Source organism: Kineococcus sp. TRM81007 (assembly GCF_022669155.1).
Lineage (GTDB): Bacteria > Actinomycetota > Actinomycetes > Actinomycetales > Kineococcaceae > Kineococcus.
Genome location: NZ_JALBVB010000060.1, coordinates 1 through 22,374 on the forward strand (window position 1 = coordinate 1; position 22,374 = coordinate 22,374).

A 22,374-nucleotide genomic window follows, 5' to 3' on the forward strand; every position below is an offset into this window, starting at 1 on the left:
TCGCCGCCGACGAGGCCGGGCTGTCCTACAAGGACGCCATCAAGGCCGACCTGGAGAAGGACCCGCGCGTGAAGGAGGTCATCGACGTCGGCATCAACGGCGACGAGGACACCGCCTACCCGCACGTGGCGGTGGCCGGTGCCCGCAAGATCGCCGCCGGTGAGGCCGACCGCGGCATCTTCGTGTGCGGCACCGGCATGGGCGTGGCCATCGCCGCGAACAAGGTCAAGGGCGTGCGCGCCTCGACCGCGCACGACTCCTTCTCCGTCGAGCGCCTGGTGCTCTCCAACGACGCGCAGGTCCTCACCCTGGGCGAGCGCGTGATCGGCAAGGAGCTCGCGCGCCGGCTGGCCAAGGAGTTCCTCGGCTACGTCTTCGACCCCTCCAGCGCCTCCAAGGCCAAGGTCGACGCGATCTGCGGGTACGAGACCGACACCGACGCGTCCGACGCGGCCGAGGCCGATACGGTCGCCTCCTGCTGAGACCGCCGCACACCACCGGAGAGCACGCACCATGACCAGCCGTCCACGCCCGCTCGTCGGGGTCAGCCTCAAGATGTACTTCTCGCTGGCCCGCACGCGCAGCTACCTCGCCGACGTCGCGGCCCTCGGTCCGGACGTCGCGGCGAGCGGCGTGGACGCGTTCGTCATCCCCGACTTCCTCAACATCACCACGGCCGTGGACCTGCTGCGCGGCACGCCCGTGGCGGTGGGGGCGCAGGACGCCTCCTGGGAGGACTTCGGGGCGCTGACCGGCGAGGTCTCCCCCGCGGCGCTGCGCGAAGCGGGGGTCCGCTTCGTCGAGATCGGCCACGCCGAGCGCCGCCGCATGTTCGCCGAGGACGACATCGTCACCGCCCGCAAGGCCGCCGCGGCGGCCCGCAACGGCCTGGTCCCGCTGATCTGCATCGGCGAGAACGTGCGCATCGACGTCGAGGACGCGGCCCGCACCACGATCAGCCAGGTGCTGGCCGCCCTGGAGGAGGTGCCCGGTGACGCCGAGGTCGCCATCGGCTACGAGCCCAACTGGGCCATCGGGCAGACCGAACCGGCACCCCCGGAGCACGTCGTGGGCGTCACCACCCGGCTGCGCGAGGCGCTGTCGCACCGCAGCGGCACCACCCGGATCCTCTACGGCGGCAGCGCAGGCCCCGGCCTGTTCACCCAGGTCGCCGACGGCGTCGACGGCCTGTTCCTGGGGCGCTTCGCCCACGACGTCGCCAACTTCCGCGCGGTGATCGACGAGATCGCCGAACTGCGCGGCACCGCCGACCACGTCCCCGGCCCGCAGGCCGGCGACCGCGCCTGACCCCGCCCCGGCGGGGTGCGACGCGGCTCCTGCGGCCACCCACCACTCACGACCGGAGAACGCTGTGCCCACCGCACCCCGCACCGACAAGATCACCCGCGTCGCCCAGATCGGCACCGGCTACATGGGCGGCGGCATCGCCCAGTCGCTGGCACTGGCCGGCAACGACGTCTGGCTGGCCGACGCCGACAAGGAGTCGACCCAGCGCAACTACGAGCGCCTGCTGAAGGAGTCCGAGCTCTTCGAGGGGCAGGGCCTGTTCGCGCCCGGCAGCACCGAGGTGCTGAAGGAGAAGTTCCACCCCGCCGACTCCATCGAGGAGGCCGTCGCCGACGTCCACTTCGTCGAGGAGGCGGTCTTCGAGGACCCGGCCGTCAAGAAGGACGTCCTCTCCCGCGTCGAGAAGGCCGTCACCCCCGGCACCATCATCGGCACCAACACCTCCACCATCCCGGTCAAGGTGCTCGCCGAGGCCTTCGAGGACGCCTCGCTGTTCCTCACCGTGCACTTCTCCAACCCGGCGCCGTTCATCCCGGGCGTCGAGCTCGTCACCGGCGAGGCGACCGACCCGGCCGTCCTGCCCCTCATCGACGACCTGCTCACCCGCGCCGGCCGCAAGGGCGCGCAGGTGCAGGACGTGCCCGGCTTCGTCCTGAACCGCCTGCAGTACGTCCTGCTGAAGGAGGCCATGACGGTCGTCGAGGAGGGCGTGGCCACGCCCACCGACGTCGACACGATCGTCTCCACCACCTTCGGCTTCCGCCTGCCGTTCTTCGGGCCGTTCGCCATCGCCGACATGGCCGGCCTGGACGTGTACGCCAAGGGCTTCAAGGTCCTGGAGAACCACTTCGGTGAGCGCCTCTCGGCGCCGCAGAACCTGCTGGAGCTGGTGGCGGAGGGCAAGTTCGGCACCAAGACCGGTTCCGGGTTCCTGGAGCTGGAGCCGGAGAAGCTCGCCGCGCTCATCGACTACCGCAACAAGGCCTACAAGAAGATGGCCGAGCTGCTGGCCGACCTGGGCCCCTCGCCGCTCGCCGAGTGAGCACGATCGGCCCTCCACCCCGGGTGGAGGGCCGGTCCCGCCCGGGTCAGCTCCCGGGCACCCCTTCACCGGTCAGCGCCCGCACGCGTTCGGCCGGCACGTCGAGGCGCTGCAGCTGCGCGTGCAGCACGAGGCACCCGGCGTCCGGAGCGCCCTGGGCCGCGGCGCGTGCCGCGGCCGACGCCGCGGGCAGCTCGAGGCGGCGCAGCGCCCGGCCGCTGGCCTCCAGGACCCCCAGCACGACGGGGTCGGTCAGGCGCGGCAGGGAGCCCGCGGGGCCGTCCAGCGCCAGGCAGCCCACCACGGCCGACACGGGCCCGGAGTCGTCCACGAGCGGCACGGCGACCACGGCGCCGTACTTGCCGCGCAACCGGCGGTGCTCCTCGAACGTCAGCCCCTGCCTCGCCTCCGCGGGGAGGCGCCGCCAGCCGGCGGCGTCGACCTCGCCGAGGGCGCTCTCGGCGGCGGACACGTCCACGGCGACGACCTCCCCCTCAGCCACGCACCGGCCGATCACGCCCTTGCCGGGCGCCCAGACCGTCCCCGAGGCCGCGGGACGGCGCCCCGCGCGCACCCGGTGCAGCCGCAGCAACCGCGCGGGGCGCCCCGGCCACGCCGGCCGGTGCAGCCGGTAGGCGGCGACCGCCAGCTCGCGCGGGTCCAGCCCGGTCGCGTCCACGACGCTCCACAGCACCGCGTGCAGCAGGTCGTCCAGCACGTCCCGGTGCGCGGCCCGCCGTCCGGCGCGCCACCGGCCGACCGCCTGCTCGACAGTGGAGACGACGGCGAGGACGGCGGTGAGCAGCACCAGGGCGGCCACGACGCCCGGGCCGCCGTCCCAGGTGCCGGCCCGCTCCAGACCCAGCGCGGCGCCCGCCGCAGCCGCCAGCACGGCGAGCCCCACGTCCACGACCAGTCGCCGCACGCGCTCCTCCAAACCATCGAGACGCCGGGACCCGTCGTTCCGGCGTCCACACCGTAGGGAGGCGCGCAGACACCGGTTCCCCTCCGCTGCCGGATCGCACCGGGTTTTTTACCGGATTTTGTACCCGCGATAACGGCATTTTCTCCCAGTCGCGCGCGGCGATCACCGGAGCCCGACCGCGAGGCCCCCGAGCCCGGGGGCGGCGCCCGCGGACCCGGCCTACCGCTGGGCGTCCCACCGGACGGGGACGCCGTGCGGTGGAGCCGTCCCCACGACGCGGCGCTGCCCGCCCGGCCAGGTGGTGACGGTCACCGGGTAACCCGTCTCCCCGCGGTCGAAGGCGCCCGCGTCGCCACCACCGGGTTCCAGGGAGACCCGGGCCAGCGGGGCCGCGGGCGTCGCGGCCTCGCCGAGCTGCGCCAGCCGCCGCTCGGCGGCCTCCCGCTCGTCGTCGGGCAGGTACTGCCACACCACCGAGTGCTGCACCACCGTCAGCGCCCCGTCCTGCAGCCGGAGGTCCGCCAGCAGACCGGCCGCCCCGATCCGGCGGCGGTCCACCGGAACCCGCCGCGCCAGCTCGAGGGCGGTCTCCAGGCGTGCGGCGCGGTGCGGTTGGTCCGCCCACACGTACGAGCGCAGCAGCAGCGCGCCGTCGGCCGAGGTGGGGTCCACGACGTCCGGGTCGCCGCCGACGCGCTCGACGACCCGGAAGGAACCCGGCGCCGGCCACGCCGGCGGTTCGGAGTCCCAGGCCCCCTCCAGCTCGACGGGCGACTCCTCCGGCCCACGCACCCGCCCGTCGCCACCGCGGTAGCGGAAGCGGTCCAGCAGCAGGTTCAGCCCGGCGGAGCAGCCCACCTCCCGCAGCCGCACCGGCACGGGCGGGCCGGGAGTGGGGCGCACCTGCGCGACGGCGGTGAGCAGGCCGCCCAGCAGCGCCGCGGCCCGCCCCACCTCGTTGGTCTGCGGGGCCGTGCGCAACCCCGCGCGCACCTCCTCCCCCGAGGCGGCCAGCAGGTCGCGCAACGCCGACCAGGCGGCCTCCGCGTCGCCGTCACCGCCCGTGCTGGGCAGGTGCGCGGCGTAGCCGGGGGCGGCGCCGGACAGGGCCAGGCGGTGCGCGACGCCCAGCAGCCGCAGCGGCAGCGCCGCACCCGGCGGGTCGTCCTCGTGCCCGGCGAGCACCAGGCGCACCGGGCCACCGGCCAGGACGTCGTCGGCGGCGCGGGTGAGCAGTCGCGCGTACAGGGGGGAGCCGAGGTCGGCGCAGGCGCGCGCCTGGTCGCGCAGCAGGTCCACGAGCCGCCCGGCGCCTGCCGTCCCGCCCGCGTCCGCCCCGTCCCCCGCCCGCTCACCGGTCATCCACCCACGCTAGCGAGCGCCGGGCGCGGGCACCCCACCACGCCCGCACCCGTGCGCCCCGGACCGGAGCGCCCCGGACGGAACCGGCGGAACGCCTCGAACGCCTCAACCGACCCGGTGCCCGTGCCGATGAGCACGGCACAGGCAGCACCTGCCGAGCGCGGCGCACCCCCCGGGCCGTCCACGGCCGACGTCCGACGGAGGACCACCATGGCCAGCGCTCACCCGCCCACCCCCGGTCCCCGCGGGCCGCTCGGCGCCTTCCGCGACCTGAGGACCGCGTCGAAGCTGATGGCGGGCTTCCTCGTCGTCTGCTGCGCGGTCGTCGTGGTCGGCGTCCTGGGCCTGGCACGCCTGAGCGACTCCCAGGAACGCCTGAGCGCCTACGACGTCAACGTCACCCAGCCCCTGGACGAGCTCGAGCGTGCCCACGTCCGCCTGGAACGCTCCCTGGTCCAGCTCGACGAGCTCTTCATGCAGACCGACGCCTCGGCCGTCACCGAGCTGGTCGCCGAACTGGGGACCGTCGACGACGAGCTGGACGCGCACCTCGCCGCCGGCGCGGGCCCCGACGCCCCGGCCGCCACCGGCGAGTCCATCGCCGAGGTCGCGGACCTCGTCGCGCAGTGGCGCCAGGAGCGCGACACCGTCCTGGTGCCCATCGCCCTGGGCAGCAACGACGGCGGCGAGTACGCCGCCGCCCGCGCGGAGCGCGCCGACGCGCTCTTCGAGCAGGCGCGCACCCGGCTCGACGCCCTGAAGGTGGTCCAGCGCGACTTCGGCGCCGCCTACCTCGCGGACGCCCGCGAGGCCTACGCGACCGCCCGGACCGTCACCGTCGTCACCATCGTCGCCGCCGTCGCGCTGGGGCTGGCCCTGGCCGTCGGCATCGCGCGCATGGTCTCCAAGCCGCTGGAGCGCACCGTGGAGGTCCTCGAGGGGCTGGCCGACGGCGACCTCTCCCGCACCCTGGACGTCGACACCCGCGACGAGGTGGGCGACATGGCGCGCGCCCTGAACAAGGCCATCGCGGGGATGGCCGGCACCGTGCGCGCCATCTCCGGCAACGCCGACGCCCTGGCCACCGCCAGCGAGGAGCTGACGGCCACCTCCGCCCAGCTGTCGGCGAACGCGCGGGACTCCGCCGCCCGGGTCGAGCAGGCGTCGCAGGCCGTGGACGGGGTCTCCGGCAGCGTGTCCACCGTGGCCGCGGGCACCGAGGAGATGGGCGCGTCCATCCGCGAGATCGCGGACAACGCCGCCGGCGCGAGCGAGGTGGCCACGCGCGCCGTGGGGATGGCGCAGGAGACCGGCGAGATCGTCGACCGCCTCGGGCGCTCCTCCGCGGAGGTCGGCGACGTCGTGAGGGCCATCACCGCCATCGCCGAGCAGACGAACCTGCTGGCGCTGAACGCCACCATCGAGGCCGCCCGCGCCGGCGAGCTCGGCAAGGGCTTCGCCGTCGTCGCCAGCGAGGTCAAGGAGCTCGCGCAGCAGACCGCTCGCGCCACCGAGGACATCGTCGCGCGGGTGCACACCATCCAGCAGGACACCACCGCCGCCGTCGGGGCCATCGACGGCATCAGCGGGATCATCGCCCAGATCAACGACCGCCAGGCCACCATCGCCGCCGCGGTGGAGGAGCAGACCGCCACCACGCAGGAGATGAACCGCTCCGTCGCGCAGGCCGCCGCGGGCGCCGACGGCATCGCCCGCAGCGTCTCCGGGGTGTCCACCGTCGCCCGGGAGACCGACGAGGGCGCCTCCGCGACCAGCCGGGCCGCCGCGGACCTCTCGCGCACGGCGGCTGAGCTGCAAGGGCTCGTGGGGCGCTTCCGGGTCTGAACCGCCGGGCTCGGCCGTCCCACCGCCGCGGTACCCCGCCCGCTCGGGACCCCGCCCGCCCGGGCCGGTACCGGCGCCCTCCCCGTCCACGGGCCTTCACCGCGGGGGCGTTCGTGCCGATGAGCACCCGGACGCCCTCGGGCGCCGCCGTCGTCCACCGCCTCGGGAGGGGTCCGCTCGTGCTCGTCCTCGTGGACCAGGACCAGACGCTCGCGGACTTCGGCGACGGCTTCGACCGCCGCTTCTCCGCCGCGCACCCGGAGGCCCCGCTGGTCCCGCGCGCGCAGGCGGACTCGTACTGGATCGAGGACAGCTACCCCGAGCAGTGGCACGAGAGCATCCGCGCCGTCCCTGCGCAGGAGGGGTTCTTCCGCGAGCTGCGCCCCCTGCCCGGCGCCCGCCGGGCGCTGGAGGCGATGCTCGACGCCGGCCACGACGTGCGCATCTGCACCGCTCCGGTGCGCGCCTACCGGCACTGCGTGCGCGAGAAGTACGAGTGGGTCGAGGAGCACCTGGGGCTGCACTGGACGGAACGCGTGATCGTCACCCGGGACAAGACCCTGGTCGCCGGTGACGTGCTCATCGACGACAAGCCCGAGGTGGTGGGCACCTTCGCCGCCCCGGGCTGGACGCACGTGTACTACCGCACCGGCTACAACGAGAACCTGCCCGGGAAGCACCTGGACTGGTCGAGCTGGAGCGAGGTCCTCGACACCGTCGAGGCCGAGCGGACCGCCCGCGGCACCCTGGTCCTGCCACGCCTGGCCGACGCGCGCACCCCGGCCAGCACCCACCGCCCGGCACCGGTGCGGGGCCGGGCGCCCGCCGGCGGGGGTGCCCGTGCCGCCGCGCGGACGCCGCCGCCCGCCCCGTCCCGCGCTCGCCGGGTCCGCGCCACCCTGCCGTAGCCACCCCGCCGTAGCCACCCCGCCGCTGCCGGCGCCGGTTCGCCCACGAGCTCCGGACGAAGACGCCCGGACACGAAAAAGGCCCTGACCTGCACGAATGCTGGTCAGAGCCGATCTCGTCGCTGTCTCAACGAGTGTCCGAGGGGGGACTTGAACCCCCACCCTCTATACGAGGACTAGCACCTCAAGCTAGCGCGTCTGCCTATTCCGCCACCCGGACGAGTGACCCTGCGCCCGCCTTCCCGGCGCGCTCAGGACGAGGAAAACCGTAGCACGGCGGCGCCCCCTCCCCGAGCACCCACCGGGCACCCGCTGATCACCCGCCGTGCACCTGCCGTGCACGACCGGCGAGGTCCGCAGGAGCCCGCTGCAGTCGGAGGACCGCCTCGGGAGGCGCCGCGGCGACAGGCGGTTAACCTGATCCCTCGCCGCGACTGCCGCGCCGGTGTCCCCGAGGGGCCGCCGGCAGCACGTGGTCCACCGGGCGGCGCAGGAGCGAGGATGTGGGGAAGCCCTTGAACGACAGCACCGGCCGGGACGCGCTGGGCAATTCGACCTTCCGTCCGGCCAACGCGGCCCTGCTGTCGGTGTCGCACGTCGAGGCGCCGGTGGTCGTGCCGTCCTCCCACTTCGACGAGGTGTTGGCACCGACCCTGGAGCGCCTGCGGCTGCGCCCGGGCCTGCTGGAGAAGGTCGCCGGCGTGACGGAGCGGCGCTGGTGGGCCGACGGTCAGGACGCCGCCGAGGTCGCCGCCGAGTGCGGGGTGAAGGCGCTGTCCGAGGCGGGGGTGGACGCGTCCGAGGTGGGGCTGGTCATCAGCACCACGGTGACCCGCCCGCACCTGGAGCCGGCCATCGCCACGGCCGTCCACCACGGCATGGACCTGCCCGCCTCGGCGATGAACTTCGACATCACGAACGCCTGCCTGGGCTGGGTCAACGGCCTGCAGGTCGCCTCGGCGATGATCGACGCCGGCGCGGTGCGCTACGCGGTCGTCCTGGGCGCCGAGGACGTGCGCAGCATGCACGAGGGGACGATCGCGCGCCTGCAGCGCGACGGCATCACCCGCAAGGACTTCCTCAACGAGTTCGCGACCATGACGCTGGGCTGCGGGGCAGCGGCTGCGGTGCTGGGCCGCGCCGACGAGCACCCGGAGGCGCACCGCGTCCTCGGGGGTGTCACGCGCGCCGGCACCGCCCACCACGAGCTGTGCATCGGCGACATGAACCACATGCGCACCGACACCAAGCTGCTGCTCAACGAGGGCATCGAGATCGTCGCCGACGCCTTCAACGGCGGTGACGAGCTGTGGGGCTGGCGCGGCGCCGACCGCTTCGTCATCCACCAGATCTCCCGCGTGCACACGCAGACGCTGGTGGAGCGCGTCGGCATCGACCCGGCGAAGGTGCCGATGACGTTCCCGCGCTGGGGCAACGTCGGGCCGATCTCGCTGCCCATGACGCTGGCGGCGACCGCCCCGGAGCTCAGCCGCGGCGACCGCGTCGTCGCGATGGGCGTCGGGTCGGGCCTGAACACCGCGATGATCGAGCTGGCCTGGTGAACGCCCCGCAGCGCCCCGCCGGCAGCGAGCGCCGACGGTGGTGACCCCTCCCCTGCGCCCGGCCGCCCTGCCGCCCGCCGGCCTGCCCGGGCTGGACCCGGCCTGGTCGCGGCTCGTGCGGGCCCCCGACAGCGCGGGCGTGCAGCGCACCTGGCACCTGCTGGACACCGCTCCGGGTGCCGGCGAGGACGACGTGGCCGGGACGCTGGTGTGCGTGCACGGCAACCCCACGTGGTCGTACCTGTGGCGGCACCTGGCGGCGGCGGCCTCAGCCGCAGCCCGGCCGTGGCGTGTGGTGGCCGTGGACCAGCTGGAGATGGGCTTCTCCGAGCGCACCGGCGTCCACCGCACGCTGACGCAGCGCACCCGCGACCTGGCGAACGTGCTGGACGCGCTGGAGCTGACCGGGCCGGTGGTGGCCGTCGGGCAGGACTGGGGCGGCATCGTCGTCACCGGGTGGGCCGCGGAGCAGCTGGAGCGCGAGCGCGGCGGTGCCGGCCGGCACCGCGCCAACGGCGGCGAGGCGCGGCTGGCCGGGCTGGTCGTGGCGAACACCGCCGCCTCGTACCCCGCCGACGCCCCCCCGCCGGGGGCGCTGCGTGCGGCGCTGCTGCCGGGGGTGCTGCCGCTGGTGACGCGCCGCGCGGAGGTCTTCCTGCGCACCACGCTGGCGCTGCCGAAGCCGGCCCTGGACGTGCGGGTGCGCGACGCCTACCGGGCGCCGTACCGCACGGCCGACGACCGCGCCGGCATCGAGGACTTCGTCGCGGACGTGCCCGTCGGGCACGACCACCCCAGCCGTCCGGCGCTGGACGCGGTCACGGCCGGCGTGGACCGGCTGCGCGAGGCGGGTCTGCCCGCGCTGGTGCTGTGGGGCCCGCGCGACCCCGTCTTCGGCGAGGGGTTCCTGCGGGACTGGCGCCGGCGGCTGCCCGGCGCCGACGTGCACCGCCTCGCCGGCGCGAGCCACCTGACGCCCGAGGACCCGCGCTTCGCGCCGGTCGTGCTGGACTGGCTCGGCGCGCGCCTGGAGGGCGCTGCTCCGCCGGTCACCACCGGCACGGCCGCCGCGACCGGGCTCGGGGCGCCGCGGCTGTGGGCGGCGCTGGAGGAGCGCTCGGAGGACGAGGGACCGGCCGTCGTGGAGGTCCGTCCCGACGGCACCTCCCGGGCGATCGGCTGGTCGCTGCTGGCGCGGCGCACCCGGGAGCTCGCCGCGGGCCTGGAGGACCTGGGCGTGAGGCCCGGGCAGCGCGTGTCGCTGCTGGTGCCGCCCGGGGCGGACCTGACCGCGGCGCTGTACGCCGTGCTGCGCGTGGGCGCGGTGGCCGTCGTCGCCGACGCCGGGCTGGGCGTGCGGGGCCTGACCCGCGCGGTCACCGCCAGCGGGGTCGACTGGGTGATCGGGGTGCCGAAGGCGCTGGCCGCCGCGCGCGCGCTGCGCTGGCCGGGACGGCGCGTGGCCGCCGGGCCGGTGAGCGACGCGGTCCTGCGCGCCACGGGTGCGGAGGCGACGCTGCTGGACGTGGCCGAGCGCGGGCAGAACCGGCTCGCGGGGGGCGCCGCCCTGCCTGCGGAGCCGGCCGGGGACGCCGAGGGCGCGGTCCTGTTCACCTCCGGTTCCACCGGCCCCGCCAAGGGCGTGGTGTACACGCACGCGCAGCTGGCGGGGCTGGCCGTCGCCATGGGCGCGGTGATCCGCACCGGTCCCGGTCACCCGCTCGTCTCGGCGTTCGCGCCGTTCGCGCTGTTCGGGCCGGCTCTGGGCGCCACCTGCGTGGTGCCGGCGATGGACGTGACGAAGCCGGCGACGCTGACCGCGACGGCGCTGGCCGACGCGGTCGCCGCGAGCGGCGCCACCTCCGCGTTCCTGTCGCCGGCGGCGGTCGTCAACGTGCTGGCCACCGCCGACGACCTGGACGAGCGGCGCCGCGAGGCGCTGGCCGGGGTGCGGGTGCTGCTGTCGGCGGGTGCGCCCGTGCCCACGCCGCTGCTGCAGCGGGTGCGCGAGCTGATGCCGCTGGCGGACCCGCGCACCCCGTACGGCGCCACCGAGGTGCTGCCGGCCACCGACGTCAGCCTCTCCGACGTCCTGGAGGCCGGCGAGGGCGAGGGCACCTGCGTGGGCCGTCCCGTGCCCGGGGTGGTCGTCGGCATCGCGCCGCTGGACGCCGACGGCGCCGCCGGCGACGACGTGGTGGCCGCGCCCGGGGTGACGGGTGAGGTCGTCGTGGGCGGCGAGCACGTGAAGGACCACTACGACCAGCTGTGGGCCACGCACGCGGCGAGCGTGCGGGTGCGGCCCTCGGAGGAGCTGACCCGCGCGGTCGGCGCGGGGCGCTGGCACCGCACCGGTGACGTCGGGCACCTCGACGACGCCGGCCGGGTGTGGATCGAGGGCCGACTGGCGCACGTGGTGGTCACGGCCGACGAGGTCGTCACCCCGGTGGGCGTGGAGCAGCGCGCGGAGTCGGTCGACGGGATCGCGCGTGCGGCCCTGGTCGGGGTCGGACCGCGCGGGGCGCGCCAGCTCGTCGTCGTGGCGGAGGCGGAGACGGCGGTGACCGGGCCGGTGGGGCGCACCACCGTCGCTCCCCCGGCGCTGTCCCGGCGGGTGCGGCACGCCACCGGCCGGAACCTGGCGGCGGTGCTCCTGGTGCCTGCCCTGCCGACGGACGTGCGGCACAACTCCAAGATCGACCGGGTCCGCGTCGCCGCCTGGGCGGAGCGGGTCCTGGCCGGCGAGAAGGCCGGGAGGCTCGCGTGAAGGTCCTCGTCACCGGTGCCAGCGGGATGCTGGGCCGCGAGACCGCTCTGGCCCTGGCCCGCCGGGGCGAGGACGTGCGGGTCCTGCAGCGCCGCCCCGCCGGCCTCGACGGCGTCGAGGAGGTCCTGGGGTCCGTCGCCGACGCCGCTGCGCTGGAGCGCGCCTGCGCCGGTGTGGACGCCGTGGTGCACCTGGCGGCGAAGGTGTCCATCACCGGCCCGCACGAGGAGTACGTGGAGACGAACGTGCGCGGCACCGAGCGGCTGCTGGCCGCGGCCCGCGCCGCGGGCGCCTCCCGGTTCGTCATGGTGAGCTCGCCGTCCGTCGCGCACGGCGGTTCGGCGCTGGTGGGGGTGGGCACCACGCCCGCCGATCCGTCCGCCGCGCACGGCTCCTACGCGGTGACGAAGGCGCAGGCGGAGCTGCTGGCGCTGGCTGCCGACGCCCCCGGCTTCGCGGTCGTCGCGGTGCGACCGCACATCGTCATCGGCCCCGGCGACACGCAGCTGGTGCAGCGCATCGCCGATCGCGCCCGCGCCGGTCGCCTCCCGCTGCTGGACGACGGCACGGCGCTGATCGACACCACCTACGTCGACAACGCCGTGGACGCGCTGGTGGCGGCTCTGGACCGCGCCGAGGACGTGCACGGGCAGGCGTTCGTGGTCACCAACGGCGAGCCGCGCACGGTGGCGGAGTGGCTCGCGAGCATCTGCGAGGCCGCGGGGGTGCCGGCACCGGCCCGGCGGGTGCCGTCGGCGGTGGCGAAGGTCGCCGGGAGCGTCGTGGAGCGCGCCTGGACGGGCCTGCGGGTGGCGGACGAGCCGCCCATGACCCGGTTCCTCGCCGAGCAGCTGTCCACCGCGCACTGGTTCGAGCAGCGCCGCACGCGCGAGGCGCTGCGCTGGGAGCCGCGGGTGCCGCTGGAGGAGGGGTTCCGCCGCCTCGCCGCCGGGTTCGAGCCCCGTTAGCGTGAACCCGTGATCACACGGGGGACGACGACGGGCCCAGCACGCTCCGGGGCACGGGTGTGGCGGCGCGAGGAGGCGCTGCGCGACCTGGAGGAGCTGCGCGGGCTGGACCTGACGCCGCGACCCGGTGAGCACGGCCTGCACCGCGCGGCCCGGGTGGAGGACGCCGTCAAGGGTGTCGTCGGCTCCGGTCTGCGCCGGCGCGGCTACCACGCCCGCGCGGTGGCCTACCCCTGCTACGGCGGGCCGGGGTGGGTGCGGGTGCTGGGCCGGGTCGTCCTGGGCCGCGAGGGCGAGGCCGCGGAGCTGGAGCGCGAGGCCGCGCGCAGCGTGCGCGGCTGGCGCAACTTCCTCACCGTGCCGGTGGCGGGGGTGGAGGTCACGGTGCACGTGGGCGGTCGCCGGGTGCGGCTGCGCACGGACCGCGGCGGCTACCTGGACGAGGTGGTCGAGGTCGACCTGCCGCCGGGTGAGCACCCGATCACCCTGACCGTGGGCCCGGACCACCGGGTGGACCGGGAGGCCCTCGAGGAGGCGCTGGAGCGCGTCGAGGACGACACCGAGGGGGGCGGGGAGCGGACGCCGGAGGCGGCGCGGGAGCACCACGGCACCTCCCGCGTGGTGGTGGTGGGCCCGCAGGCGCAGCTGGGGCTGCTCTCCGACATCGACGACACGGTCGTCGTCACCCGCCTGCCGCGTCCGATGCTGGCGGCCTACAACAGCTTCGTGCTCAACGAGAAGGCGCGCGTGCCCGTCAACGGCATGGCGGAGATGTACCAGCAGTTCGTGGCGGAGAACCCGGGCTCGCCGGTGCTGTACCTGTCGACGGGCGCGTGGAACGTGGCGCCGACGATGACGCGGTTCCTGCGCCGCTCCGGGTACCCGGAGGGGCCGCTGCTGCTGACGGACTGGGGGCCGACGAACACGGGGTGGTTCCGCGACGGCAGCGCGCACAAGCGCGGCAGCCTGGCGCGGCTGGCGCGGGAGCTGCCGCAGGTGACGTGGCTGCTGGTGGGCGACGACGGCCAGCACGACCCGCAGCTGTACGCGGAGTTCGTGGCGGCCGCCCCGGAACGGGTGGCCGGCGTGGCGATCCGGCGGCTGACCCCCGCGGAGCAGCTGCTGGCCGGTGGCCGACCGCTGACGGCGACGGCCGCGCCGGCGGACTCCCGGGTGCCGTGGGTGAGCGGGGACAACGGCTTCGAGCTGATGCACCGCTGGCACCGCGCGGGGCTGCTGCGGGACGCCTGAGGACGCAGGACGCGAGAGGGCCGGCACCGCGGTGCGGTGCCGGCCCCGGCTCGGGTGCGGCGGGCGTCAGAGACGCACGCGGCGCGGGTTGGCGACGGTCGTCAGGTCGGCGGCGTCACGCACGTCGATGACGACGTCGGTGTCCTGCACGGGAGTGTTCTGGTCCATCTTCGTACCTCCTGGTCCCGGACGGTGACCGGCGTACCGGTCTGCTGCTCGAACCGCGGACAGCCCTGTCCTCACACCACGGGGGTGGCGGATCGTCACCGGAACCGCGAGGCGGAACCGGTGCGGGAATTGTAGGGAGACCGGGCCGGGGCCGCACCACCCGTCCGGGTGCCCCCCACCACGTGATCTTCGTCACGCGGTCCCCGTCGCGACCACCGGTCCGCGGTGCCGGGTGCTCAGGTGCCGGGTGCTCAGGTGCCGGTGCGGCGCACCAGGTTCTGCAGGGCGGAGACGGCCTCCTCGCTGGCCGCGGCCGCCGCGACGTTGGCCTCGCGCACCGCCTCGTAGACCTCCTGGCGGTGGACCTGCACGTCGCGCGGCGCCTCGATGCCCACGCGCACCACGTCCCCCCGCACCTCCAGGACGCGCACGACGACCTCGTCGCCGATGACGACGGATTCTCCGGCCTTGCGCGTCAGGACGAGCATGGCCCCAGCATAGGTGACGATCCGTGGCCAGCCTTCGCCTGCGCGTCACACCGGCCCGGCGAGCCGCGACGCCCNCGGTGGGGACGGGCGTCGCGGCGGGGTCCCGCAGCGGTGGGGACGGCCCGCTCAGGCGTCTCCGCGCCGGCGGGCGGGGTGGTCGGCCCCCGCGTCGCCGTCGGCCTCGAGCTGAGCCTCCGCGGCCGCCTCCACGGCGCCCTGGTAGTGCAGCACCAGGGCGCGCACCGCGCGCGCCGCGACGGTGCACACCAGCAGCGCCAGCAGCAGGTGCAGCAGCGCGGTGTCCACGCTGCCGGTGCCCGTCAGCGCCGCCGCGACGGAGGGACCGGCCAGCAGCAGGCTGGCGGCGATCACGATCGGGGTCACGGTGCCTCCCGGCGACGGTTGCGGATCTGCTCCTGCATGACGTGGCGGCGCAGGCGGTCGGACGCCGCGACGGGCTCCACGAAGGACAGGACGAGGTCGTCGTGCTCACCGGTCCCGGCGGGGTCCGGCACGAGGCGCACCACCTCGGCGAGCTGCTCGACGGGGCCGCCGTCGAGCTCGAACACGGTGCGCACCAGCCGGCCCGCCTCGGGCCAGGCGTCGCTGCGCACGCGCACGCACGCCCCGCCCTCGCTGAGGTCGACGAAGGCGGCCGTCACGGCCGGCTCCGGCGCGGCGTCGGGGTCCTGGCGCACCGGGTCACCGGGCACGGCGTGCAGGCGGAGGTTCCCGGTGACGGGCACCCGCACGAAGCGGCGCCGCTGCTGGACCTCGACCTCCCCGCACGGGGCCAGGTCCCACGAGGGGACGCGGCGCCGCACGACCTCGGCGATCAGGAAGTCCTGGCGCATCTGCCCGCGCTCGCTGGCCCACAGGACGGTCACCGGCATCCCGGGGGCGACCAGGTGCAGGTCTCCCGAGAAGCCGGGGGCAGCCACCACGAGGCTGCCCTCGGCGGAGTCCTCCACGCGGGTGGGCAGTTCGAGGAGGTCGCCGCCGAGAGCCTCGGGCAGCTGCACCTGCACGCGCACCCTGCCGTTGACCGCGGGCCACTGCGCCGGGGAGGTGGAGCTCACCACCCCGGCGCTCGTCCGCCTGGCCACGGGGTCAGCGCGCCGCGCCGCCACCGGACGTCGCGTCGAGCAGCAGACCCGCCCAGGCGCCGGAGGTGGCCGGCCGCCCGTCCAGGAAGCCGACGGGGACGTCGAGCGACAGCACGTCGAGGGGGTCCGGGCTCTCGGCGGCGCGGTGCACCGCGAGGCGACGGGCGGGCACGCCCGCCTCGTCCAGCGCGCGCAGCTGGGCGGCGACGGCGTGGCTGCGGCGGGTGGCGTCCACGCACACGACGACGGCCGCGGCGCCGATCTCGGCGGCCAGGCGCGCGGCGCGCTCGGCGTCGGCACCGGTCGGGCGGGCGGGGATCGCGACGGTCAGCGGGGCGCTCCAGCGGCGCGCCTGCTCCTGGCGGGCGGGCAGCTCCTCGGCGGTGACGGTGTTCTGCACGTCGGCGCGGCCGAGGACCAGCGGCGCCTCGGACCCGACCTCGTCGGCCACCAGCAGCGCTGCGGCCACGACGGCGTCGGCCTCGCCGACGACCACGACGAGCTCGCCGGAACCCACGCGCAGCGGCACGGGGACCTCGATCTCGCGGGCCAGGCGCAGGACGTCGCCGGAGTCGTGGGGCTCGCGGTAGGGAGCACGAGCCGCCGGGCGGTCGCTGTAGGTGGTCACAGAATCACGGTAAGTCAGGTCCATGTCAGCTGCCTCGTTGTCGTCCCCGTCGTGGGCGGCGCGCTCGCCGGCCACGCTGTGCGTGTGCGAGGGCGCCTGCTGCGCCCGCGCCTCGTGGCGCGGCTCGCCGCGCTCGTCGCGAGGCTGCGCGCGGTCGTCCGGCACCGCGTACGGGTACGCCTGCCGGCGCTCCCCCGCGGGCTCGAACGGAGCCTCGTAGTCGTCCTCCGCGTAACCGGCACCCGCGCCGCGCAGCGCCGGCTCCTCCTCCACGAAGCGGTCGCCGAAGTGGTCCTCCACGGGAGCCGGGCGGCGCAGCTCCGGGCGGCGAGGCGCACCGCGGCGCGCCTCGAGCCCCTCGCCGCGCAGCGGCGCCTCCTGCTCCCCCGCACGACCGCGGCCCTCGGCCGGCGCGTCGGTCCGCTCCACGCGGCGGGGGGCGGCGACGCCGTTGGCGGCACCGAACTGGTCAGGAGTCACGCGATCCTCCGTGGTGCGAGCGGGCAGCGCGCCGAACGGGGCGCCGGCGCCTGCAGCGGCCGCCGGCCGGCCCGGGCGGGTCCCCGAGGGACGCGACGACTGCCTAGTGACCGAGCGTACATCAGGGATCACGTTCGGTCCTGTGGTCGCGTCGACCGCGCCGAGGTGCCGGACCGCCGCCATGGTGGCCGCGAAGCCCGTGCCCTCGGTCGACAGGGGCCGGTGCGGCGGCAGCGGGCGCTGCGGCGCGGCCTCGGGACGACCGCGCCCCGTGCCGGCGCCGCGGCCGGCGGAGAGCATGGCCCGCAGGCGGTCGGTGCCGTCGGCGGCCTCCGCGGCAGCCAGCACGTCGCCCAGGCTGCGCCCGGACGCCTGAGCCGGCACCGTCGTGCGCTCGATGCGCTCGGCCTGGCGGCGGCGCACCTCGCGGCGGGCCTCCTCGCGGCGGGCCTCCTCACGGCGCTCGGTCTCCAGCCGCTCCGTCGCCACACGTTCCTGCTGCATGCGCTCCGCCTCCCGACGCTCCGCTTCCGCGCGGGCGGCCTCCAGCCGCTCCGCCTCCCTGTGCTCGGCCTCGAGGCGCTCGGCCTCGATCCGCTGCGCCTCGACCAGCTCGGCCTCGATCCGCTGCGCCTCGACCAGCTCGGCCTCGATCCGCTGCGCCTCGGCCAGCTCGGCCTCCAGGCGCTGCGCCTCGACCAGCTCGGCCTCGATCCGCTGCTCCTCGGCCAGCTCGGCCTCCAGGCGCTGCGCCTCGGCCAGCTCGGCCTCCAGGCGCTGCTCCTCGGCCAGTTCGGCCTCGGCCCGTTCGGCGTCCAGTCGGCGCTCCTCCTCACGACGGGCCGCCTCGGCGAGCGCGGCGGCCAGGTCGACCTCCTCGACGACCTCCTGGCCGGGCTCACCGGCGGCGCCGGCCTCGCCCGGGCCGTCGGCACCGAGCAGGCCCGCGGCGCGGGCGCTGCTCACGGCACCGGAGGCCTTGAGCATCTCCACGAGGCCCTGCCGGGCCTCTTCGAAGTCATCGGCAGCCGCGGCCGCCTCCTTGAGCGCCTGGACGGGCGAGGGCGCGGTCTCCGCGTCCGGTGCCGCGGGGGCGGCGTGCCGCCCGGCGGACGGCGCGGCGGCGTCCTGGTCCTCGGCGGCCTCGGCGGCCTCCGACTCGGCGCGGTCGGCGGCGGCGAGCAGCGCCTCGAAGTCGAGGGCCTCCCCGCCAGCGGGCTGCTGCTCGTCGCCGGCGGTGCCGTCGTGTCGCATCTCGACCGTCACTTCGTAGCGCTCCTTGCTGAAGAATCCGGCGACGCCTCCGGAGCGGATGCGCTCGGCGCGGACGACGCGGGCGGCGTCACCGTGGGTTTGACGGACCTGGGCCAGGAGGTCCTGCAGGTCGGGGCCCTCAAGAAGCAAGTGCGTGGACACCGCTCACCGATCCAACCGTCTCGATCCGGGGGTGGTTGCTGACGTCGTCGTAGGACAGGACGTGCAGGCGGCCGACGGCCACCTTCAGGAGCCGGCGCAGCGGGGCCCGCAGGGGCGGGGCGCACACCAGCACGGCGGAGATGCCCTGCTGTTCGGCACGTTCCACGCAGGAACTTGAGGCCGTCACGAGGTGCTCGGCGGTGGCGGCGTCCAGCGCCAGGCTGGCGCCGTGCTCACCGGGGCGCAACGCCTCGGCCAGGGAGTGCTCCAGCAGCGGGTCGAGGGTGATGACGTGCAGGACGCCGTCCTGCTCGTGCACCGCCGCCACGGCCGGCCCCAGCGCGGCGCGGGACGCCTCCACGAGGCCGTCCAGGTCCGAGCCCTGCTTGGCCTTCAGGCTCAGGGCCTCGAAGACGCGGGCCAGGTCGCGGATCGGCACCGCCTCCTCCAGCAGGGCCTGCAGGACGCGCTGCACCTCCCCCAGTGTCAGGACGCTCGGGGTGAGCTCGTCCACGACGACCGGGTGGGTGCGCTTGAGCGCGTCCACCAGGGAGCGCACGTCCTCGCGGCCCAGCAGGCGCGGGGCGTGGGTGCGCACGAGCTCACCGAGGTGGGTGATGAGCACGCTGGCGCGGTCCACGACGGTGGCACCGGTCAGCTGGGCCTGGTGGCGCAGCTCGGCGGGGATCCACTTGCCGTTCAGGCCGAAGACGGGCTCCACCGTCGCGCGGCCGGGCAGGCCGTCGAGGTTGTCGCCCAGGGCGAGGACCTGGCCCGGCGGGGCGGTGCCGCGGGCGACCTCGACGCCGGAGATGCGCACCGCGTAGGTGGACACCGGCAGGTCGAGGGAGTCGCGGGTGCGCACCGGCGGCACGACCAGGCCCACCTCCAGGGCGATCTTGCGGCGCAGGGCGCGCACCCGCTCCAGCAGGTCGCCACCGCCGGAGGTGTCCACCAGGTCCACCAGGTCGGGGGCGAGGACGACCTCCAGCGGGTCGACGCGCATCTCCTCCAGCAGGGACTCCGCGGCTTCGGCGGGGTTGACGGGCGCCGGTGCCAGCTCGGCCAGCTCGGTGGCCTTGGCCTCGGCGGCGTCGCGCTTGCCGATGCGGCTGGCGCCCACGAAGCACAGGCCGGCGACGAGGAGGAACGGCACCTTGGGCATGGCGGGGATCAGGGCCAGGAAGGCCGCGGCCCCGCCGGCGATCTGCAGGACCGACTTCTGCTGGCCGAGCTGCTTGATGGCCTCGGTGCCCATGTCGCCGTTGGACGTGGAGCGGGTGACGATGAGGCCGGTGCCGACGCTGAGCAGCAGCGCGGGCACCTGCGAGGAGAGGCCGTCGCCGATGCTCAGCAGCGCGTACTGCTGGATCGCCTCCGCCGGTCCCAGGCCCAGCTGGACCATCCCGATGGCGAAGCCGCCGATCAGGTTGATCAGCACGATGATGATGCCGGCGATGGCGTCGCCCTTGACGAACTTCGAGCCACCGTCCATGGCGCCGTAGAAGTCCGCCTCGGCGCTGATGTCGGAGCGGCGCCTGCGCGCCTCGTCCTCGTCGATCAGGCCGGCGTTGAGGTCCGCGTCGATGGCCATCTGCTTGCCGGGCATCGCGTCCAGGGTGAAGCGCGCGCCGACCTCGGCGACGCGCTCGGCGCCCTTGGTGATGACCACGAACTGGATGACCACGAGGATCAGGAAGATCACCAGGCCGATGACGAGCGAGCCGGAGATCACGAAGTGCCCGAAGGCCTCGATGACCTTGCCGGCGTACCCGTCGGACAGGACCAGCCGCGTCGACGCCACGTTCAGGCCCAGCCGGAACAGCGTCAGGACCAGGATGAGCGAGGGGAAGACGGAGAAGTCCAGGGGCCGCTTGACGGCCATGCAGACCAGCAGCGCGATGAGCGAGCACACGATGTTCGCGGCGATGAGGAAGTCCAGCAGCGCGGCGGGCACGGGCACGACGAGCAGCAGGATGATGCCGACGACGCCCACGGGCACCGCCAGTTGCGAGAGGTTGCGAAAGCGCACTGCACCGCCTGTCGTCCTGGTCACCCGTGCGGGTTCCCTCGTCCAGCGGCCGATCCGTGGCCCTGCTGCGCCGTCCTGGCTACTGCCACCTTCGGCACCCGGGCGCGGATCCTTGAGCCCCCGCCCGGCGGACGCCCTCCCTCGCCCCGAACGCGAACACCCTCGGTGGTCGAGGAAGTGACGACTTCCTCGACCACCGAGGGTGCTGGGCGGTGGGGTGCGTGTGGGGCACGCGCCGGCCGGGCTGGGTCAGGCGGGCAGGGTGTGGGCCTCGCCCAGGGCCGTGGTCGCCCCGCGGGTGCGCAGGTTCATGACGAATGCCAGCACCCTGGCGACCGCGGCGAACAGCTCGGCGGGGATCTCCTGGCCGACCTTGACGCTCTTGTACATGGAGCGGGCCAGCTCGACGTCCTTGACCAGGGGGACGTCGTTCTCCTTGGCCCTCTCGCGGATCTTCGCGGCGATGGTGCCGGCGCCCTTGGCGACGACCTTGGGGGCGCCGCTGCCCGGCTCGTAGCGCAGGGCGACGGCGATGTGGGTGGGGTTGACGACGACGACGTCGGCGGTGGCGACGTCGGCCATCATCCGGTTGCGGGACATGGCCATCTGCTTGGAGCGCAGGGCGCCCTTCAGGAGCGGGTCGCCCTCGGCGTTCTTGTGCTCCTGCTTGATGTCCTGCTTGCTCATCCGCAGGTTCTTCATGATCCGGCGGCGGCTCATGGCGTAGTCGGCGGCGGCGATGACGAGGCCGACGAGGATCGTCACGACGAGCATGGAGCTGATCGCGGAGCCGGTGGCCGACAGCACCGACGACAGCGGCAGCACCCCCTGCCCCACGAGCTTCGGGGCCAGCCCCTTGGCGACGACCCACAGCGCCCCGCCGATGAGGAGGGTCTTCAGCAGCGACTTCGTGCCCTCCCACAGCGCCTGCGGGCCCCAGTGCTGCTTGAAGCCGTTGACGGGGTTGAGGGCCTTGAAGCTGGGCTTGAGCTTCTTGGTGGCCGGGCGCAGGGTGCCCTGCACCCCGCCGGAGACCACGACGGCCAGCACCGTGACGACCAGCAGGGGCCCCAGGACGCCCGGGAGCGCGCTGAAGGCGCTGCTGAAGGCGGCCAGCGCGCGCCCGGGCTCGGGGTCGGCGGCCACGTCGGCGACGCGGCGCAGCGCCTGCCGGCCGGCGTCGCCGGCGGCCTCGATGGTGCGGGGCACCAGCAGCGCACCGGCGGCGGTGCACAGCCAGGCGGCCACGTCCCGCGACTGCGGGACGTTGCCCTCCTTGCGCGCCTCGGTGAGGCGCTTGGGGGTGGGCTTCTCGGTCTTCTCCCCGCTCACTCCCCTCCCCCGCCCCTCCCGGTCAGCCGCACGAGGGTCTCGCGCAGGGTGCCGGCGATGTCGTCGACGACCTCGGGCAGCACGGCGAAGGCGAAGCCGCCGAGGGTGAGCACGATGAGGATCTTCAGCGGGAAGCTCATCGCGAAGACGTTGAGGGCGGGCGCGACGCGCGAGAGCAGGCCGAGGCCGATGTCGGCGACGAACAGCACCGCCACCAGGGGCGCGGCGATCTGCAGCGCGGAGAGCATCAGCTGCCCGATGCCGGTGGTGAACACCTGCGCGACGGTGCTGAAGGAGAGCCCGGCGTCCAGCGGCAGCACCTCGTAGGTGCGCAGGAACCCCTGCAGCACCAGCAGGTGCCCGCCGGAGAGCACGAGCAGGGCGGTGGCGGTCCAGTTGTAGAGCTTGCCGAAGATCGCCGACTGGGTCTGGTTCAGCGGGTCGTAGGCGCTGGCGAGCTGGAACCCGCCGAACAGGTCCAGCAGGTCACCGGCCGCCTGGACGGCGGCGAAGACGAGGGCGCAGAACGCGCCGAGGACGGCACCGACGACGACCTGCTGCACGATCGCGCCGATCAGCGCGGCCGGCTCGGCGGCGGGCACCTGCCCGCGCAGCTGACCGGCGACGGGCAGGACGAGCGCCAGCGCCAGCATCGCCTTGACGCGGCCGTTGACGGCGCGGGAGGCGAAGGGCGGCGCGAGCATCAGGAACGCCACGGCCCGCACGGAGGCCAGCAGCACGGCCAGCAGCAGGTCCAGCCCGACGGTGGTGGACAGCCCCTGCACG

At 75.4% G+C, this 22,374-nt stretch carries 18 protein-coding genes and 1 tRNA gene; 9 read left to right on the forward strand and 10 right to left on the reverse strand.

Features of this window, described 5'->3' with window-relative positions:
- The 3 genes from MN205_RS19125 to MN205_RS22160 form a co-directional block, all read left to right on the forward strand.
- Positions 1–482: ribose-5-phosphate isomerase (locus tag MN205_RS19125; protein ID WP_242130027.1), on the forward strand; the 482-nt coding region annotated here is incomplete at its 5' end.
- A 31-nt stretch (positions 483–513) separates the two neighbouring features.
- Entirely contained in the window at positions 514–1,308 is a 795-nt protein-coding gene (locus tag MN205_RS19130; protein WP_242124040.1) for a triose-phosphate isomerase family protein, read from the forward strand.
- Between the two features lie 64 nt (positions 1,309–1,372).
- Positions 1,373–2,350, forward strand: a complete 978-nt coding sequence (locus MN205_RS22160) for a 3-hydroxyacyl-CoA dehydrogenase family protein (RefSeq protein ID WP_242124042.1) — start codon at positions 1,373–1,375, stop codon at positions 2,348–2,350.
- A gap of 46 nt (positions 2,351–2,396) precedes the next feature.
- Here MN205_RS22160 and MN205_RS19140 read toward each other — a convergent pair whose 3' ends face one another.
- Positions 2,397–3,275 carry a hypothetical protein gene (locus MN205_RS19140; RefSeq protein ID WP_242124044.1) on the reverse strand — a complete coding sequence of 293 codons (879 nt, stop codon included), beginning with the start codon at positions 3,273–3,275 and terminating at the stop codon, positions 2,397–2,399.
- 219 nt (positions 3,276–3,494) lie between these two features.
- Positions 3,495–4,637, reverse strand: coding sequence for a DUF2332 domain-containing protein (locus MN205_RS19145; protein ID WP_242124046.1), 1,143 nt, complete (start codon positions 4,635–4,637; stop codon positions 3,495–3,497).
- 210 nt (positions 4,638–4,847) lie between these two features.
- On the opposite strand from MN205_RS19145, the gene MN205_RS19150 reads away from it, so the two are divergent.
- Both MN205_RS19150 and MN205_RS19155 read left to right on the forward strand, forming a co-directional pair.
- Positions 4,848–6,482, forward strand: coding sequence for a methyl-accepting chemotaxis protein (locus MN205_RS19150; protein ID WP_242130028.1), 1,635 nt, complete (start codon positions 4,848–4,850; stop codon positions 6,480–6,482).
- 119 nt (positions 6,483–6,601) lie between these two features.
- Positions 6,602–7,390, forward strand: coding sequence for a 5'-3'-deoxyribonucleotidase (locus MN205_RS19155; RefSeq protein WP_242130029.1), 789 nt, complete (start codon positions 6,602–6,604; stop codon positions 7,388–7,390).
- A gap of 135 nt (positions 7,391–7,525) precedes the next feature.
- Here MN205_RS19155 and MN205_RS19160 read toward each other — a convergent pair.
- Positions 7,526–7,610, reverse strand: a tRNA-Leu gene (locus MN205_RS19160).
- A gap of 283 nt (positions 7,611–7,893) precedes the next feature.
- Here MN205_RS19160 and MN205_RS19165 point away from each other — a divergent pair.
- Genes MN205_RS19165 through MN205_RS22165 form a run of 4 tightly spaced genes read left to right on the forward strand, consistent with a single transcriptional unit; the run spans position 7,894 to position 13,938 of the window.
- Entirely contained in the window at positions 7,894–8,952 is a 1,059-nt protein-coding gene (locus MN205_RS19165) for a 3-oxoacyl-ACP synthase III (RefSeq protein WP_242130030.1), read from the forward strand.
- Between the two features lie 37 nt (positions 8,953–8,989).
- A complete protein-coding gene (locus MN205_RS19170; protein WP_242130031.1) occupies positions 8,990–11,719 on the forward strand; it encodes an alpha/beta fold hydrolase in 2,730 nt (909 codons plus the stop codon).
- Complete coding sequence (locus MN205_RS19175) at positions 11,716–12,687, forward strand: NAD(P)-dependent oxidoreductase (protein WP_242130032.1); 972 nt, start codon at positions 11,716–11,718, stop codon at positions 12,685–12,687. Before MN205_RS19170 ends, MN205_RS19175 begins: the two co-directional genes overlap by 4 nt.
- 9 nt (positions 12,688–12,696) lie before the next feature.
- Positions 12,697–13,938, forward strand: coding sequence for a phosphatase domain-containing protein (locus MN205_RS22165; protein WP_308220314.1), 1,242 nt, complete (start codon positions 12,697–12,699; stop codon positions 13,936–13,938).
- 419 nt (positions 13,939–14,357) lie between these two features.
- Here MN205_RS22165 and csrA read toward each other — a convergent pair whose 3' ends face one another.
- The 7 genes from csrA to MN205_RS19220 all read right to left on the reverse strand — a co-directional run bounded on the left by csrA (position 14,358) and on the right by MN205_RS19220 (position 22,373).
- Entirely contained in the window at positions 14,358–14,594 is a 237-nt protein-coding gene (gene csrA, locus MN205_RS19190) for a carbon storage regulator CsrA (protein WP_242130033.1), read from the reverse strand.
- A gap of 126 nt (positions 14,595–14,720) precedes the next feature.
- Complete coding sequence (locus tag MN205_RS19195) at positions 14,721–14,978, reverse strand: hypothetical protein (RefSeq protein ID WP_242130034.1); 258 nt, start codon at positions 14,976–14,978, stop codon at positions 14,721–14,723.
- Positions 14,975–15,673, reverse strand: coding sequence for a PilZ domain-containing protein (locus MN205_RS19200; protein WP_242130037.1), 699 nt, complete (start codon positions 15,671–15,673; stop codon positions 14,975–14,977). Before MN205_RS19200 ends, MN205_RS19195 begins: the two co-directional genes overlap by 4 nt.
- A 31-nt stretch (positions 15,674–15,704) precedes the next feature.
- A complete protein-coding gene (locus MN205_RS19205) occupies positions 15,705–18,224 on the reverse strand; it encodes a hypothetical protein (RefSeq protein ID WP_242130039.1) in 2,520 nt (839 codons plus the stop codon).
- Entirely contained in the window at positions 18,202–20,256 is a 2,055-nt protein-coding gene (gene flhA / locus MN205_RS19210; RefSeq protein ID WP_242130040.1) for a flagellar biosynthesis protein FlhA, read from the reverse strand. The genes MN205_RS19205 and flhA overlap by 23 nt, the downstream gene beginning before the upstream one ends.
- 249 nt (positions 20,257–20,505) lie before the next feature.
- Positions 20,506–21,588 (reverse strand): flagellar biosynthesis protein FlhB, encoded by a 1,083-nt coding sequence (locus tag MN205_RS19215; protein ID WP_242130041.1) that lies wholly within the window; start codon positions 21,586–21,588, stop codon positions 20,506–20,508.
- The gene (locus MN205_RS19220) at positions 21,585–22,373 is read right to left on the reverse strand and encodes a flagellar biosynthetic protein FliR (protein WP_242130042.1); all 789 of its coding nucleotides are present in this window, start codon (positions 22,371–22,373) and stop codon (positions 21,585–21,587) included. Before MN205_RS19220 ends, MN205_RS19215 begins: the two co-directional genes overlap by 4 nt.
- Position 22,374: the final 1 nt, after the last annotated feature.